At 63.7% G+C, this 14,256-nt stretch carries 19 protein-coding genes and 1 tRNA gene; 7 read left to right on the top strand and 13 right to left on the bottom strand.

What is annotated here, in order from left to right:
* Positions 1–290: 290 nt before the first annotated feature.
* From VCS63_RS11430 to VCS63_RS11420, 3 genes are all read right to left on the bottom strand, one after another.
* Positions 291–635, bottom strand: a complete 345-nt coding sequence (locus VCS63_RS11430) for a hypothetical protein (RefSeq protein ID WP_063961848.1) — start codon at positions 633–635, stop codon at positions 291–293.
* Between the two features lie 260 nt (positions 636–895).
* A tRNA-Met gene (locus tag VCS63_RS11425) sits at positions 896–972 on the bottom strand.
* Between the two features lie 20 nt (positions 973–992).
* Positions 993–1,373 (bottom strand): hypothetical protein, encoded by a 381-nt coding sequence (locus VCS63_RS11420; RefSeq protein ID WP_323879791.1) that lies wholly within the window; start codon positions 1,371–1,373, stop codon positions 993–995.
* A gap of 169 nt (positions 1,374–1,542) precedes the next feature.
* Between VCS63_RS11420 and VCS63_RS11415 the strand changes: the two genes are divergently transcribed.
* Positions 1,543–2,982, top strand: coding sequence for a PLP-dependent aminotransferase family protein (locus VCS63_RS11415; RefSeq protein WP_042792628.1), 1,440 nt, complete (start codon positions 1,543–1,545; stop codon positions 2,980–2,982).
* Positions 2,979–3,542, top strand: coding sequence for a DedA family protein (locus tag VCS63_RS11410; RefSeq protein ID WP_323879788.1), 564 nt, complete (start codon positions 2,979–2,981; stop codon positions 3,540–3,542). The genes VCS63_RS11415 and VCS63_RS11410 overlap by 4 nt, the downstream gene beginning before the upstream one ends.
* An 8-nt stretch (positions 3,543–3,550) precedes the next feature.
* On the opposite strand, the gene VCS63_RS11405 is transcribed toward VCS63_RS11410, so the two are convergent.
* Together VCS63_RS11405 and VCS63_RS11400 are read right to left on the bottom strand one after the other, a co-directional pair.
* Complete coding sequence (locus VCS63_RS11405; RefSeq protein ID WP_063641659.1) at positions 3,551–3,823, bottom strand: hypothetical protein; 273 nt, start codon at positions 3,821–3,823, stop codon at positions 3,551–3,553.
* A 199-nt stretch (positions 3,824–4,022) separates the two neighbouring features.
* The gene (locus VCS63_RS11400) at positions 4,023–4,268 is read right to left on the bottom strand and encodes a hypothetical protein (RefSeq protein ID WP_042792626.1); all 246 of its coding nucleotides are present in this window, start codon (positions 4,266–4,268) and stop codon (positions 4,023–4,025) included.
* 184 nt (positions 4,269–4,452) lie between these two features.
* On the opposite strand from VCS63_RS11400, the gene VCS63_RS11395 reads away from it, so the two are divergent.
* The 5 genes from VCS63_RS11395 to VCS63_RS11375 all read left to right on the top strand — a co-directional run bounded on the left by VCS63_RS11395 (position 4,453) and on the right by VCS63_RS11375 (position 8,119).
* Entirely contained in the window at positions 4,453–5,058 is a 606-nt protein-coding gene (locus tag VCS63_RS11395) for a hypothetical protein (protein ID WP_063641660.1), read from the top strand.
* Positions 5,059–5,163: 105 nt separating this feature from the next.
* Entirely contained in the window at positions 5,164–5,622 is a 459-nt protein-coding gene (locus VCS63_RS11390; RefSeq protein ID WP_042792624.1) for an Lrp/AsnC family transcriptional regulator, read from the top strand.
* A gap of 42 nt (positions 5,623–5,664) precedes the next feature.
* Positions 5,665–5,973, top strand: coding sequence for a hypothetical protein (locus tag VCS63_RS11385; RefSeq protein ID WP_063641661.1), 309 nt, complete (start codon positions 5,665–5,667; stop codon positions 5,971–5,973).
* Between the two features lie 63 nt (positions 5,974–6,036).
* Positions 6,037–7,017, top strand: coding sequence for a 4-hydroxythreonine-4-phosphate dehydrogenase PdxA (gene pdxA / locus VCS63_RS11380; RefSeq protein ID WP_323879903.1), 981 nt, complete (start codon positions 6,037–6,039; stop codon positions 7,015–7,017).
* A gap of 124 nt (positions 7,018–7,141) precedes the next feature.
* Positions 7,142–8,119, top strand: a complete 978-nt coding sequence (locus VCS63_RS11375) for a bile acid:sodium symporter family protein (protein ID WP_323879785.1) — start codon at positions 7,142–7,144, stop codon at positions 8,117–8,119.
* A 64-nt stretch (positions 8,120–8,183) separates the two neighbouring features.
* On the opposite strand, the gene VCS63_RS11370 is transcribed toward VCS63_RS11375, so the two are convergent.
* The 8 genes from VCS63_RS11370 to folE2 form a co-directional block, all read right to left on the bottom strand.
* Positions 8,184–9,566 carry a replicative DNA helicase gene (locus VCS63_RS11370; RefSeq protein WP_042792621.1) on the bottom strand — a complete coding sequence of 461 codons (1,383 nt, stop codon included), beginning with the start codon at positions 9,564–9,566 and terminating at the stop codon, positions 8,184–8,186.
* The gene (locus VCS63_RS11365; RefSeq protein ID WP_323879782.1) at positions 9,563–10,402 is read right to left on the bottom strand and encodes an RIO1 family regulatory kinase/ATPase; all 840 of its coding nucleotides are present in this window, start codon (positions 10,400–10,402) and stop codon (positions 9,563–9,565) included. Before VCS63_RS11365 ends, VCS63_RS11370 begins: the two co-directional genes overlap by 4 nt.
* 126 nt (positions 10,403–10,528) lie before the next feature.
* Positions 10,529–10,984, bottom strand: a complete 456-nt coding sequence (gene rplI / locus VCS63_RS11360; RefSeq protein WP_042792619.1) for a 50S ribosomal protein L9 — start codon at positions 10,982–10,984, stop codon at positions 10,529–10,531.
* Between the two features lie 14 nt (positions 10,985–10,998).
* Entirely contained in the window at positions 10,999–11,271 is a 273-nt protein-coding gene (gene rpsR, locus VCS63_RS11355; RefSeq protein ID WP_006218308.1) for a 30S ribosomal protein S18, read from the bottom strand.
* 109 nt (positions 11,272–11,380) lie between these two features.
* Positions 11,381–11,704, bottom strand: coding sequence for a primosomal replication protein N (priB, locus tag VCS63_RS11350; RefSeq protein ID WP_042792618.1), 324 nt, complete (start codon positions 11,702–11,704; stop codon positions 11,381–11,383).
* Between the two features lie 51 nt (positions 11,705–11,755).
* Entirely contained in the window at positions 11,756–12,130 is a 375-nt protein-coding gene (gene rpsF, locus VCS63_RS11345) for a 30S ribosomal protein S6 (RefSeq protein WP_006393715.1), read from the bottom strand.
* Between the two features lie 210 nt (positions 12,131–12,340).
* On the bottom strand, positions 12,341–13,264 hold the full coding sequence (locus tag VCS63_RS11340) for a DUF817 domain-containing protein (RefSeq protein ID WP_042792617.1): 924 nt from the start codon (positions 13,262–13,264) through the stop codon (positions 12,341–12,343).
* A gap of 7 nt (positions 13,265–13,271) precedes the next feature.
* Positions 13,272–14,069 (bottom strand): GTP cyclohydrolase FolE2, encoded by a 798-nt coding sequence (gene folE2, locus VCS63_RS11335; protein WP_063641665.1) that lies wholly within the window; start codon positions 14,067–14,069, stop codon positions 13,272–13,274.
* Between the last annotated feature and the right edge of the window lie 187 nt (positions 14,070–14,256).

The raw sequence follows: 14,256 nt of genomic DNA, 5'->3' as shown, positions 1-14,256 counted from the left end.
CTTCAGGCCGAGGGAGGGGATAGGCGAAGCACTAGACATGGAAAACAGATCGGGCGGGGATGGCGGACAAGGCGCGAGCGCGCCCAGGAGGGAAAAGATTGTCGCATAGCCGGCTGCGCACCCCGAACGCAATAAACGCCCCGATGGGGCGTTTATTGACCGACAGTTCCAAGTCCTTGTTCTACCAGGGAAAACCCGACATGCGCAAAGGCTATCCCAAGGCTTGTCCACAGTAGCTGTGGGTAATTTGGCCCGAATTAGCGTGCAGTCGGCCAGGCGGCTGCGCAACGTCAGGCGTTTACCGCGGACTGCATCGGGCCAGACCAGGGTTCGGCGTCCATCTGGAAGCGCAGCTCCTGGTATTCGCCATCCACCGAGACGGAAGGCAACAGGCCGGCCCCGAGCGCTTGGCCGAGCGCGCGGCGGCATAGGGTTTCAGGGTCATCGGGCAGGGACTGGAACACCCCGTCCGGTATCCGCAGGCGCAGCAGCGCCTGGGGATCGCCGCGTTCCGCTGGCCGGCCGATGTGGATATGGGCAGGATAGCCATGGGGGCACCAGATGCCCACGTGGTATTTGCCGTCAGCGCCAGTATCGGCAACATAGCCGGGATGATCGTATTTTGCAGTTCCCATGGCCCCTCCTCGAGTGCGGCAACCTAGCGCGCGTGCCCCATGGTAGCGCAGGGCCGCAGGCCTGTGCGGCCGCGAACACCCGGGAAAGTCCGGACTGGAACAAAGGTTTGACGCAGAGCAAGCGGCGCAGGCAATCCCACAGCCAGGACGGGTCATGGCCGAAAAAAAAGCCGCGATAGGAATCGCGGCTTTTTTCTGCAAGGGATTATCCAGGACAGCATTTTCATCATGCTGCGGACTATCCGGGTCCTGCTTGAAACTGGTTGCGGGGGCAGGATTTGAACCTACGACCTTCGGGTTATGAGCCCGACGAGCTGCCAGACTGCTCCACCCCGCGTCTGATGTGTGAATCATACATCATTTTGAAATCTTGTGCAGCGCACCCAGCGAGTTTTTCCTGCTTTTGGCTGAATTCAACTGAAAAAATGCGGCGGCTCCGCGCAAGAACCGGGCGAACGCGCCAGTTCGTTCCAGGCAGATGACTTCCGCGGGCCCTAGGGCCGTAACCTGCGCCACGGCGCCGTAACCCAGCCCGTGCCCTTCACCCGCATTGATGCGCACCGATACCGCGCCAGGCAGTCCGCCCGCGGCTTCCGGACCAGTTGCCGGCTCCTCTATCCGCACGCTTCCGCTCACGCACACTAGCGTCGCGCCGGCGCTCAAGACCAATTTCCGGCTGGCGCCGGCGGCAAGTTCCAGGCGGCGGGCCTGGGTATCGGGAGCGTAAGTCGCCATCATCGTCATCTCCTGTCGGACAACTACAGGCTACGCCCGCGCTGCTATGCGCAACAGTCACACTATTCAGGTTTCTGTACCGATGCAGATCCTCGATTTTCATGCTGTTATGGTGTACTTTGCTTGAATCTGTGCCTAGCCTCATTCCAACCTCAGGGAGCATGATCGGCGCATGGATCCGCAACCGCTCTATCTACGCTTGGCCAACCACTACCGGCGCGCCATCCAGACGGGCGTGCTCGCGCCCGCGCAACGCATGCCATCGGTCCGCAACCTGGTACGTACCCACCACGTCAGCTTGTCGACGGCGCTGCAGGCCTGCCGTCAGTTGGAAGACGACGGCTTGATCGAAGCGCGTCCCCGCTCGGGCTACTTCGTGCTCAAGCCCCGGCGCAACAGCATCCCCCCCGTAGACGAACCGGACATCCGCCAGACACTCGGCGCCGCGCAGTACGTCGGCATCCACGACCGGGTCTCGGACTTCGTGGCCAAGTGCGAAGCGCACCCGGTCAGCGCCAATTTCGCGCTGGCCGCCGCGGTGCCAGAAGCCTACCCACTAGAAGAACTGAAGCAGGCCATGACGCGCGCGCTGCGCCAGTCACCGCAGGTGCTGGTCAACCCGGTCCCGCCGCAAGGACATCCGGACCTGCGCGCCGTGCTCGCTCGCCGGGCCTTGGCCAACGGCATCAACGCCACGCCCGACGACGTCATCGTCACGCACGGCTGCATCGAGGCGCTGAACCTGGCCCTGCGCGCGGTGGCGCGGCCCGGCGACACGATCGCGGTTGAGTCGCCCGCCTACTTCGGCCTGCTGCAGATCCTCGAAAGCCTGGGCATGCGGGCGCTGGAGATCCCCACCAGCCCGCAACACGGGCTGTCGATCGAAGCGCTGGACCTGGCGTTCCAGACTCACGGCAACATCCGCGCCGTGGTGGTGGTGCCCAATTTCCAGAATCCCCTGGGCTGCGTCATGCCCGACGCGGAAAAGGCCAGGCTCGTCGCCCTGTGTGAACGCCAGCAAGTGCCGCTGATCGAAGACGACACCTACGGCGCGCTGACCGATGACGACTTGCCGCTGGCTGCGGCCAAATCCTGGGACGCGACCGGCAACGTCATCTATTGCTCGTCCATGCACAAGACCCTGGCCCCTGGCATGCGGCTGGGCTGGCTGCTGGGCGGCCGCTGGAAGGCCCGCATTGCCATGCTGAAGTTCGCGCAAAGCCGCCCCAATGAACCGCTCGCGCAGATCGCCGTGGCGGAGTACATGGGCTCGCGCGCCTATGATCGTCACCTATCGCGCCTACGCCGATATCTGAAGATGCAGCGGGACCAGACCGCCGAGACCATCGCCGCGCACTTTCCTTCCGGCACCCGCCTGAGCATGCCGCGGGGCGGCATGCTGCTATGGGTGGAAATGCCCGACGGACGTTCCGGCATGGATGTGTTCGAAGCCGCCCTGCGCCAGGGCATCCGGGTTGCGCCGGGCGCCATGTTTTCCAATGGCACGCGCTACAACCATTTCCTGCGCATCAGTTGCGGACAACGCACCACGCCCGAGATTACCGGCGCCCTGCTGACGCTGGCACGCATCGTGGGTGAACGGCCCCGATGAATCCCACCCTGCATCATTTCATCGTCGACTACGGGCTGTGGGCGGTGCTGGCCGGCACGTTGCTCGAAGGCGAGAGCGTGGTGGTGTTCGCGGGATTCCTGGCGCACCAGCACTTGTTGCACTTGCCCTATGTGATGCTGTGTGCCTTCGCCGGTTCGTTCTTCGCGGACCAGGCTTTGTTCTTCCTGGGACGCCGTTATCGCGACCATCGCTTTGTCCGGCGGATCCGCGAGAAACCCGCATTCGAAAAAGCCCTGGCTGCCATCGACCGCTATCCGCATGGCTTCATCCTGAGCCTGCGCTTCCTTTATGGCTTGCGTACCGTCGGCCCGGTGGCGTTGGGCGTGTCGAACGTGCCGCCCCTGCGCTTCCTCGTGCTCAACGCCATCGCTGCCGCCATCTGGGCCATATGCTTCAGCGCCCTGGGCTATCTATTCGGACAAACGATCGAATCCATGCTGGGACGCTTGCACGGCGTGGAGACCAAACTGGCGATGGCGATTGCGATCGGCGCGGCAATCTGGGTTGCCTATCACCTGCTGGGCCGGCGCCGGAAATAGTCGCGGCCTCAGACCACCAGTTTGCCGCTGGCCCGAAGCACGTAGCGGCGGCGGGCATTGCGGTACCAGCGGCCCAGCAGAGGCAAGCGCGCCAGGCGGCGCAGGATGGGATGGCGCTGATCGAAGTCGTGCCAGGCCTTGAAGCCATGACCCATTCGCTCCCAGCTCTGGCGTGCCTCGGGGGAGAGTTTGCCGGGGTCGAACGCCGCCAGCTTTGCCGCTTCCGAGACGCGAACCGCGATCGATCCGCCCCGGCATTCCAATGAATACTGATTCCGCATGGGGCCGCATATTACCCGGCTTGAAGACGCTGTGTCGGCCCGCGAAAACCGATGCCGGCGCGAACAGTTGGAGCCAGCTTTGACCGCCCCATGCAAGTCTTTGTAATTAAAGGAAATTGAACATCTATGCCCGCGCTATCCCAAGGCTTGTCCACAGAAGTTGTGGGTAACTCTCGCCAACGACAGGCCGTACGGCGGATTACTTCAGGGCACCGAGAATCATGTCGCGCACACTCTCGAAGCCGGCCACATACTGCGGATTTTCCGAGCGGGCCAGCAGGCTGGAATAGTTCTGTTCCAGCTGGGCCTCTATGGCTTCGCGCAGGCCGGGCGAGGCCTTGGCCAGATGCAGCATCGACAGCAAGGTCGAATTCAGCGCATCGATACGGCCGCCCTGATGCGAAATGGTATGCACGATGACGGCGATTTGTTCCTGGATGTCCATGTGAAAGCCTCCTGGCATTGAAGTCGGCGCAAATCCTAGCACGGCGTCCCGGGCCCGGCGCCTTGCCAGCGCGTGCTAGGCAAGCCTTGCGCACCGCGCTAGCATGAAGCGTAGCCGCAGAGGCACGGCGGCGCACGTCACCGGCTCCCCGCCCCGGCGGACCCGGTGCAACCGGAGGCCGCTCATGAAGACGATCCAGAACTACGTCCCGCCGGATGCCCAATCCATGCGGCGCCTGCAGGACCGGCTGGGATACAGCGACGCGCGCATGGCTGAACTGGCCGGACTGGACGCTGCCATACCGTGGCACAGCTATATCGGCGGTCCCGAACCGCGCTCGCTGGGCCGCCAGCGCCTCTTTTACGTTGCCGCCCGCCTCACGCTGGACGAAGCGCAGTGGCAACGCGTGCTGGATGCCATGCACGAATTGGGCGCCCGCTTCAATTACCAGAACACTCAGCATCCCGATGCCTTGCCCACCCCCGAGCCCGTCGCGGACGAAGAGCGCAAGTTCGGCATGCTGCTGGTCAGCCGCAACGGCTCCTTCCACGAAATGGAACAACTGCGAGAGTTCGCGCACTTTGCGCACGAAGCCGACGTCAGCCGCTATGTGCATTCGGCCTTCTATGACAGCGACATCGATCTGTGCCGTTTCAGCTTCGCCGACCATGATGGACTAGACGATGCAAGCCGCGACCGCATCTTCGATGCCGCGCGCAAGACCATCACGCGCTTTGAATTCGACGGACGAATCTATCAGGGCGGCATCCCCCCCGAATCCGACGGCTAGCGCCAGCCCCGTGACAAGTCCGCAGGCCGCCCGCATTGACGCGGGCAGGCCGGGGCCTGTACCGTCGGCACTCGCGCCCATGCGCTCCCTGTCGCCCACCACCGTATGAACGAACGACTCGACGCCATCGACCGGCAACTGCTCAGCCTGCTGCAAGCCAATGCGCGCGAACCCGCAGCCATCCTGGCGCGCAAGCTGGGCCTGGCCCGCACCACGGTGGTGGCGCGCATCGCCCGGCTTGAGCGCGAGCACATCGTGGCGGGCTATGGCGTGCGCCTGGGACGGCTGCTGGAAGAAGCCGCGGTGCGGGCCTATTGCTTCATCAGCGTGCTGCCCAAGACCCCGGCCGCGGTCATCCGCGAGCTCGAGAAAATGCCCGAAGTCGAGGAGGTATCCTCGGTCAGCGGCCCCTACGACTATCTGATTTTCCTGCGCTGCGAGACCCACGAGCAACTGGACGAACTACTGGATCGCATTGGCCTGATCGACGGGGTCAAGCAGACCCAGACTTCCATCGTTCTCAGCCGCAAGCTCGACCGCCGCAGCGCGGTGGGCGCGCCCTGAAATGATGGTGTAATGGAGATCATCGCTATTTCAGGACGCCCCATGTTTGCACGCCTAGTCCCCGCCGCCGCATTGCTTGCCCTGCTTGCCGCCTGTTCCAGCATGAGCGAGGTCACGTCCGTCGGCAAGGATACCTACAGCGTCAGCTACAGCTCCGGCTCCCAGTTGCTGACCTGGGTGGAAATCAAGAACCAGGCGCTGCAGCGCGCCGACCAATATTGCCAATCCATCGACCGCAAGCTGGTCAAGCCTAAGATCACGTCCAATCATGCGACCGGCCTGGGCTCCAAGCGCGCCACGGTCACCTTCGAATGCGACGTCATCGAGCCGCCCAAGAAGCCTGCAAGCTGACGCAACGATCCGCCCGCGATCGGGTGTAGCATGATCCGCAACGCAACCTCCGTATCCAGCACCGTGAAGACCTCCCTGCCCGTGGGTATCACCATGGGCGATGCCGCCGGCATCGGCCCCGAAATCGTCGTCAAGGCTTGTGCGCAAGGCTTGAATGCCCCTTGCGTGGTTTACGGCGACGCGGTCCAACTGCGCCGCGCCGCCGCGCAATTGGGCGCCAGGCTCGAGATCGTCGAAATCACGGATGTCGGCCAGGCCTCGGCCGGCGCGGATCACATCAACGTCATCGGCTGCAGCCCCGCCCTGCCCTCCGATCTACCCCTGGGGCAGATCAGCGCGGCCGCCGGCCGCGGAGCCTACGATTACGTCTGCGCAGCCATCGACGACGCGCAGGCTGGTCTCATCCGCGCGATTGTCACCGCACCGCTGAACAAAAAGTCCATGCACGCGGCCGGCATCGACTATCCCGGCCACACCGAGATCCTGGCCGAACGGTCCGCCACGCGGGACTTCGCGATGATGCTCGCCAACGACGAACTGCGCGTATTGCTGGTGACCATCCACGTGGCGCTGGCCGAGGTAATCGCGCGCATTACCCCGGAGGCCGAGCTGACCGCCATGCAACTGGCCGACCGGGCCTGCCGGCAGATGGGCATCGCCCAGCCACGCGTCGCCGTCGCAGGCCTGAACCCGCATGCCGGCGAAGGCGGTAAGTTCGGCCGCGAAGACATCGACATTATCGAACCCGCGATCGCCGCCGCCCGCGCCCAAGGCATAGACGCCAGCGGTCCCTGGCCCGGCGACACCATCTTCATGCGCGCTCGGCGCGGCGAATTCGACATCGTCGTGGCGCAATACCACGACCAGGGCCTCATTCCGGTCAAGTACCTGGGCCTGGACCATGGCGTGAACGTGACGGTGGGCCTGCCTTTCGTGCGCACCAGCGTCGACCATGGCACCGCCTTCGACATCGCGGGCAAGGGTGTGGCCGACCATGCCTCGCTCGTCGCCGCCTTCGACCTCGCGCTGGCCATGACGCCCTGAGCGCCACCCAGGGACTGTCTCGCTGACAACTGCCCGTCAGGAAACAGGGCGTCCCCGGGGACTACAATACGCCCCGTTTACGGCGCCCACGGCGCTTTTCGTTCGCCCTCCCTCCCCGTCCCCCATGTCACGCCTTGCCCGTCTTCTTCCCGACCGCTTCACCCTCTACCTGATCTGCACCGTCATCATTGCCAGCATCGTGCCTGCCCACGGCCAAGGCGTGGTCGTATTCGGCTGGATCACCAACATCGCGGTCGGCCTGCTTTTCTTCCTGCACGGCGCGCGCCTGTCGCGCGAGGCCATCATCGCCGGCCTGACGCACTGGAAGCTGCATCTCACGATCTTTTCCGCGACCTTCCTGATGTTCCCGCTGCTGGGCCTGGCGCTCAAGCCGGTGCTGGAGCCACTGGTCACGCCGGAGCTTTATCTGGGGATCCTGTTCCTGTGCTGCCTGCCCGCCACGGTGCAGTCGGCCATTGCCTTTACCTCGATGGCGCGCGGCAACGTGCCTGCCGCCGTGTGCAGCGCCTCCGCCTCCAGCCTGCTGGGCATCTTCATCACGCCGCTCCTGGTGGGCACCGTGGTCGCCAATGCCGGCAGCGCGCCGATTTCGTTCGACGCCGTCGGCAAGATCATGCTGCAACTGCTGCTGCCCTTTGTGCTGGGCCAGTTCGCCCGCCGCTGGATCGGCGCCTGGGTACACAAGCGCAAGGCCATGCTGAAGTTCGTCGACCAGGGTTCCATCCTGCTGGTCGTCTACACCGCTTTTTCGGAAGCCATCAACGAAGGCCTGTGGAGCTCGACCCCGATTCCCGCGCTGGCCGGCCTGGTGGTAGCTTGCGCCGTCATCCTGGCGCTGGCGCTGGGCCTGTCGGCATTGGCCGGCAGAATGCTGGGGTTCAATGGCGAAGACCGCATCACGCTGCTGTTCTGCGGATCGAAGAAGAGCCTGGCCAGCGGCATTCCAATGGCCCAGGTGCTGTTTGCCGGCCATGCGGTCGGCGCAATCGTCCTGCCCCTGATGCTGTTCCACCAGATCCAGCTGATGGTGTGCGGGGTGTTGGCGGCGCGCTTCGGCAAACGTCCCGAAGCACAGGCCTGAAGCTCCTTCCTGGCCAAGAAAAAACCGCGCCTGGGCGCGGTTTTTTTCTTGAGGCGGGAACGGCTCAGTACATATCGCGCGGCTGCGCGCCCGAGAAATTCAAGAAGCGAGTGCTGGAGCCCTGGAAGGTCAGGCGCACGGTGCCGATGGGACCGTTACGCTGCTTGCCGATGATGATCTCGGCGGTGCCCTTGTCCGGCGAATCCGGGTTGTAGACCTCGTCGCGATAGATGAACAGGATCACGTCCGCGTCCTGTTCAATAGCGCCGGATTCGCGCAGGTCGCTCATCACGGGACGCTTGTTGGGCCGCTGTTCCAGGCTTCGATTCAGCTGCGACAGCGCAATCAAGGGGCAATTGAGCTCTTTGGCCAGGCCCTTGAGCGAGCGGCTGATTTCCGACACTTCGGTTGCCCGGTTTTCGCCGGAACCATTGCCGGACATGAGCTGCAGGTAGTCGATGATGATCAGGCCGAGCTGACCGCACTGGCGCGCCAGGCGGCGGGCACGGGCCCGCACTTCCATCGGACTGAGCGCCGGCGATTCGTCAATATAAACCTGCGCATCCTGCATCAACTGCACCGCGTGGGTCACGCGCGGCCAGTCCTCGGCGATCAGCTTGCCGGTACGCATGCGATGCTGATCCAGCAGGCCGACCGAACCCAGCATACGCATGGCCAGCTGGACGGCGCCCATTTCCATGGAGAACACCGCCACCGGCAGCCCCTCCTCGATGGCGACGTGCTCGCCGATGTTCATCGAGAACGAGGTCTTGCCCATCGACGGGCGGCCGGCCACGATGATCAAGTCGCCGCCCTGCATGCCCGAGGTCATCTTGTCCAGGTCCGTGAAACCGGTGGGCACGCCGGTCACGTCGGAGGTGCTTTCACGGTGATAGAGCTCGTCGATGCGCTCCACCACCTGCGTCAGCAGCGGCTGGATTTCCTGGAAGCCCGCGGCGCCGCGCGCGCCTTCCTGGGCAATCTGGAAAACCTTGGACTCGGCCTCGTCCAATAGCTGGCGGGCTTCCTTGCCCTGCGGGCTCATGGCGGCCGAGGATATCTCGTCGGCAATCGCGACCAGCTTGCGCAGCATGGCGCGCTCGCGCACGATTTCACCATACCGGCGGATGTTGGCGGCCGACGGGGTGTTGTGGGCCAGCGCGTTCAGATAGGCCAGGCCGCCGGCATCCTCGGCCTTGCCGGCGCTGACCAGCGATTCGTGTACGGTGATGACGTCGGCTGGGCGCGCCAGCCCGATCAGCCGGGCGATATGGTGCCAAATCAGCCGGTGATCATGCCGGTAGAAGTCCTCTTCGACCAGCACGTCGGCAATGCGGTCCCAGGCTGCGTTGTCCAGCAGCAGGCCGCCCAGCACCGATTGCTCCGCCTCGATGGAATGGGGGGGAACGCGCAAGTATTCGAGCTGGGAGTCGGCAGGTGTGTTCATGACTTCAATAGTAACGGCTGCAGGATATCCGCGACGCGGAAGAATCCCTGGATATCGCGCGAGGGCAGACGGCCCAGCACCACGCGCAGGGGCGCCGCGATGCCGCAGAGCACGCGCGCCAGGCGCGTCAGGCGGGCTCGGACCTCGGCATCGGGATTGCTTTCGAAATAGACTTCGAGCGCCAGTTTACCCAGCGTACGGGCTACGTCGTCGGGCAATTTACGCAAAGACACCAGAGAGGCCAGCATCTGGAACAGGTCATACGCCTGGGCCAGCGGGCGCGACAGGGTCGAACCGATGTTCTCTTCGAAATCGATGCGCCAGAGTTCGCCATCCTGCAGCGTGATGTTGCGAATTTGCGCGCCGCCGTGCCACAGGCCGCGGGCATGGAAGGCAGCAAGATCGGCCGCGGCCGCGCGCGCCAGCCACAGACGGGACGTCGCGTCCTCGTTGCGGATCAGGTCCGCCAGGTCCTCGCCCACGTACTCCAGCACCAGCAGCCCTTGCTCCTGCCACCAGACTTCGGGCACACGGCAGCCCGCCTTCAGCAGTTGCGCGAGGCGTTGCGACTCGTGCGCCAACCCATTGCGCAACAACACGCCCGGTCGCGGAAACTCGCCCAGGAAAATCTTGCACCCCACCCCCAGGAACAGGGCGCGCACATAGCGCAGCGCATAGCTCACTCCCCGAGCGATGCTGGGCCGCCGCCGCTTGATGATGCAGCGCACGCCATCGATCGTCACATCCCGCACTGAAGGTTCACGCGACGCATCCACGCTGTCCAGCCAGGCTCTCAGACCGGGTGGCGCGTTATGGTGAACGGGGGGCTGAGTCAAGACGTCCTCTGGGAAATGCGGCGCAGGGCCTGAGTCGCGGAGTCCGAAGACTACACGCAATACGCGAAGGGCAAAAAGAAAAAAAGCCGGCGCGCGGGCCGGCTTCTTTTTACTGCGGGTACCGGCTTAGGACAGTTCGCCTTCGACCAGGACCGTCACGTCGACCAGAACGTCGGCGTGCAGGGCAACCTGGATCGGGAACTCGCCGATCGACTTCAGTTGGCCGTTGGGCAGGCGGACTTGCGCCTTTTCGACGGCTTCGAAGCCAGCCTTGCGCAGGCCTTCAGCGATGTCGGCGTTGGTGACCGAACCGAACAGACGGCCATCGACACCAGCCTTCTGAACGATCTTCAGCTGGAAGCCGGCAACGCGCTCGCCCAGAGCTTGGGCGGCGGCCAGCTTTTCAGCCTGAGCCTTTTCCAGTTCGGCGCGGCGCGCTTCGAATTCCTTCAGGGCGGCGTCGGTTGCACGACGGGCCTTGCGCTGGGGGATCAGGAAGTTGCGGGCGTAGCCATCACGCACGCGAACGACTTCACCGAGGTTACCCAGGTTGACGACTTTTTCGAGCAGAATAACTTGCATTTCAGTGCCCCGGATTAGTTGTGGTTGTCGGTGTAAGGCAACAGGGCCAGGAAGCGCGCGCGCTTGATGGCGGTGTCCAGCTGGCGCTGATAGATTGCCTTGGTGCCGGTCAGACGAGCCGGGATGATCTTGCCGTTTTCTTGCACGAAGTCGCGCAGGGTGTCCAGATCCTTGTAGTCGATCTCTTCCACGCCGGCAGCGGTGAAGCGGCAGAACTTACGACGCTTGAAGAGCGGGTTCTGCTGCGTGAATTTGCGTTTTTCCTTGCGTTTTCCGAAGAAAGCCATGATATGTGCCTCTTTGTTTGAGGGGGCTGGTTTTACCCTTGATGGGCCCTGACCCCCATAACCTATCCGTATTCAGAAGGCGCTCATCGCGCCCTTTGCCCAATTCCCTTCAAGCCACCAGCGGATCGCGTCCTGCGCTGCCGCTGACCTTGCGTGCCTGCTGCAAATGCAGCTTGACCTTTACGGAATCCTTGCGGGTGGGAGCCAAAAACCCCTGCACCAGCAATTCGGACCCCAAGGCCGTGTCCTTCAGCAGCAACGCCAGGTCGCCCAGTGCCACGGCCGCGATAGTCAGTTCGACGCGGCGCGGGTGGCCAGCTTCGATGACTTCCGACTCGTGCGCCAGCACCATTTCCAGTGCGGGCAATCCGGCGGGAGTGTGGCGCAGAGGCTCGCATTCGAGAACGCGGGCGCTGAGTTCCAGCTTGTTCATCCTGCCAGGCACCAAGGGGACTTCATGGGATGGGCTCTGCGTGAGCCCTGCTTACTCGGCCTGAGCCGCGACCGCTTCCGCCGAAGCCTTGCGGGCTTCTTCGCGCTCGACCGACTTCATCATGATCGAGGGCGTGGTCTGGGCTTTCTTGGTCTTGATGACCAGGTGGCGCAGAACGGCGTCGTTGTAGCGGAACGAGTGTTCCAGCTCATCCAGCGTGGCTTGGCCGCACTCGATGTTCAGGCAGACGTAGTGAGCCTTGACGAGCTTCTGGATCGGGTAGGCCAGTTGACGGCGACCCCAGTCTTCCAGGCGGTGAACCGAGCCGCCTTGGCCCGTGACCAGCGCTTGGTAACGCTCGACCATGGCGGGCACTTGCTCGCTTTGGTCGGGGTGAACGATAAACACCACTTCGTAGTGACGCATGAGTAAAACTCCTTGAGGATGTCTCGCCGGCCGACCGTCTTGCACCCGCGCTTTCCATCAGGGGTGGATTTGCATCATTGATTTGCATCACTAATGCATCGTAGACGTGGCCCGCAAGGGGCAGCCCGCTACCCAAAAACCATGGGCGGTCGAGCAAGAAAGCTCTCGATTATCACCGATTGAGCGGCCAGGTGCAAGCCGAAAAGGGCTTCAAGGAATAAGGGACAGGCCGTTTCCACCGTCCCGGCCTGCCGGCCGCGGCAAATCGGCAACATCGATTTCCTGCGGACGGTTGACCACGCTGACCATGACATAGCTGATGATCATCAGCAAGAACCAAGAGCCCAGCTTGGCAATGGACACCAGCTCCCAGCCCTGCGACTGGTTGGGATAGCGCCACGCATTGGCGAAGGTGCCGATGTTCTCGGCGAACCAGATGAACAGGGCCACCAGCACGAAGCCCAACAGCAGAGGCATGCGGCGGTAGACGCGCCAGATCCGAAAGTACACCCAGGTGCGCGCGAACAGGACGGCGGTCAGCGCGAACAGGACCCACCGGAAATCCATGACGTAGTGATGCGCGAAGAAATTCACGTAGATCAGCACGGAAAGCACCACCGTGGCCGCCACGCGAGGGTGGGCGCGGAAGCGGAAGTCGAACAGGCGCCAGACCCGCGCCAGGTAGCTGCCCACCGCCGCATACATGAAGCCCGTAAACAGGGGCACGCCGCCGATGCGCAGCATGCTGGCCTCGGGATAGAGCCACGAGCCGGCGGCCGTCTTGAACACTTCCATGCCGGTGCCCACCACATGAAACAGCAGGATCACGCGGGCTTCGCTCCAGGTTTCCATGCGCAGCGCCAGGAGCAAGGCCTGTATGCCCAGCGCCGCCAGCGTCAGGAAGTCATAGCGGGCCAGCCAGGCGTCCTTGGGATACCACCAGTGGGTGCCCAGCAGCAGCGCGCACATCAGGCCGCCGAACAGGCAAGCCCAGGCCTGCTTCACGCCGAAACGAAAGAACTCGTAGAGCGCGACGCCAAAACGGCCGCGGCTGGCCAGATTGCTGGCCAGCCGCGATTCCCAATCCTGCAGCCCCGCGATGAGCGGCCAGTCATTGGCCGCCGGATGGCTCACGGCAAGCTCAACCTTCGACGACGGCGTAGGCCGAGTGGTTGTGGATGGATTCAAAGTTCTCGGCTTCCACGCGATAGCGGGCGATGCCAGGATGCGCGTTCAGGCGGGCAGCCACGTCGCGGACCAGGTCCTCGACAAACTTGGGGTTGTCGTAGGCGCGCTCGGTGACGTACTTTTCGTCCGGGCGCTTGAGCAGGCCCCACAGCTCGCAGGAACCCTCTTCTTCGATCAGGCGGATGACGCCGTCCATGCCGATGTCGGCGTTCAGGATGGCGGACACCGTAACGTGTGAGCGCTGGTTGTGCGCACCGTACTCGGAGATGGCCTTGGAGCAGGGACAGAGGCTGGTGACGGGCACCTGCACAATGAGTTCGAACTCGACCTCGTCGCCGTGGGCGCGGGCGATCCACTGCACTTCGTAGTCCAGCAGGCTTTGCACGCCGGAAATCGGGGCAGACTTGTTGATGAAGTACGGGAAGGCGGCGGTGATGTCACCGCGCTCGGCGTGAAGCAGCGGCAGCATGTCGGCAGCCATGGCGCGGAACAGGGTCGGCGTCATGGGAATGCTGCGGTACTTTTCCAGCAAGGCCACGAAGCGGGACATGTGCGTCCCCTTTTCTTCGGGCGGCAGCGCCACGGTCAGCGTCCAATTGGCCACGGTGCCCTGGGGCGAGCCGTCGCCGCTTTCAATCAACATGGGGTGGCGCACGCCACGGATGCCCACGCGCTGGATCGGGATGTGCCGCGTGTCCGCCGAGCTCTGGACGTCGGGCATCACGATGGCGGGGTCGATCGGAGAATTCATTTCGGCTTACCTGTCTAGGCGGTCAGTCGCGAATACGCACGGCCTAGGAATCTGATGAGAGGGGGCCATTATCGCCCATAGTCCGCCAACCGCCAGGGAAAACCCTTCTATTCGTAGGTTAGCGGGGCCGGAACAGTGTGTTTCATTCCCGCGGTGCCGGGCCAGGCCCGGCACCGCGGGATGGGAC

Origin of the sequence: Achromobacter sp. D10 (assembly GCF_035282245.1) — a bacterium.
GTDB lineage: Bacteria > Pseudomonadota > Gammaproteobacteria > Burkholderiales > Burkholderiaceae_B > Achromobacter > Achromobacter insolitus.
This window is presented reverse-complemented; position numbering and strand designations above follow the sequence as displayed.

What these genes read in the sequence shown, in the direction of transcription:
- VCS63_RS11420 (WP_323879791.1), bottom strand. Translation starts at nt 1,373, where the DNA reads ATGATGGCGACTTACGCTCCCGATACCCAGGCCCGCCGCCTGGAACTT.
- VCS63_RS11370 (WP_042792621.1), bottom strand. Translation starts at nt 9,566, where the DNA reads ATGAACACACCTGCCGACTCCCAGCTCGAATACTTGCGCGTTCCCCCC.
- priB (WP_042792618.1), bottom strand. Translation starts at nt 11,704, where the DNA reads ATGAACAAGCTGGAACTCAGCGCCCGCGTTCTCGAATGCGAGCCTCTG.
- VCS63_RS11390 (WP_042792624.1), top strand. Translation starts at nt 5,164, where the DNA reads ATGAACGAACGACTCGACGCCATCGACCGGCAACTGCTCAGCCTGCTG.
- VCS63_RS11430 (WP_063961848.1), bottom strand. Translation starts at nt 635, where the DNA reads ATGGGAACTGCAAAATACGATCATCCCGGCTATGTTGCCGATACTGGC.
- rpsF (WP_006393715.1), bottom strand. Translation starts at nt 12,130, where the DNA reads ATGCGTCACTACGAAGTGGTGTTTATCGTTCACCCCGACCAAAGCGAG.
- VCS63_RS11375 (WP_323879785.1), top strand. Translation starts at nt 7,142, where the DNA reads ATGTCACGCCTTGCCCGTCTTCTTCCCGACCGCTTCACCCTCTACCTG.
- VCS63_RS11410 (WP_323879788.1), top strand. Translation starts at nt 2,979, where the DNA reads ATGAATCCCACCCTGCATCATTTCATCGTCGACTACGGGCTGTGGGCG.
- VCS63_RS11395 (WP_063641660.1), top strand. Translation starts at nt 4,453, where the DNA reads ATGAAGACGATCCAGAACTACGTCCCGCCGGATGCCCAATCCATGCGG.
- rpsR (WP_006218308.1), bottom strand. Translation starts at nt 11,271, where the DNA reads ATGGCTTTCTTCGGAAAACGCAAGGAAAAACGCAAATTCACGCAGCAG.
- folE2 (WP_063641665.1), bottom strand. Translation starts at nt 14,069, where the DNA reads ATGAATTCTCCGATCGACCCCGCCATCGTGATGCCCGACGTCCAGAGC.
- VCS63_RS11405 (WP_063641659.1), bottom strand. Translation starts at nt 3,823, where the DNA reads ATGCGGAATCAGTATTCATTGGAATGCCGGGGCGGATCGATCGCGGTT.
- VCS63_RS11415 (WP_042792628.1), top strand. Translation starts at nt 1,543, where the DNA reads ATGGATCCGCAACCGCTCTATCTACGCTTGGCCAACCACTACCGGCGC.
- rplI (WP_042792619.1), bottom strand. Translation starts at nt 10,984, where the DNA reads ATGCAAGTTATTCTGCTCGAAAAAGTCGTCAACCTGGGTAACCTCGGT.
- VCS63_RS11385 (WP_063641661.1), top strand. Translation starts at nt 5,665, where the DNA reads ATGTTTGCACGCCTAGTCCCCGCCGCCGCATTGCTTGCCCTGCTTGCC.
- VCS63_RS11400 (WP_042792626.1), bottom strand. Translation starts at nt 4,268, where the DNA reads ATGGACATCCAGGAACAAATCGCCGTCATCGTGCATACCATTTCGCAT.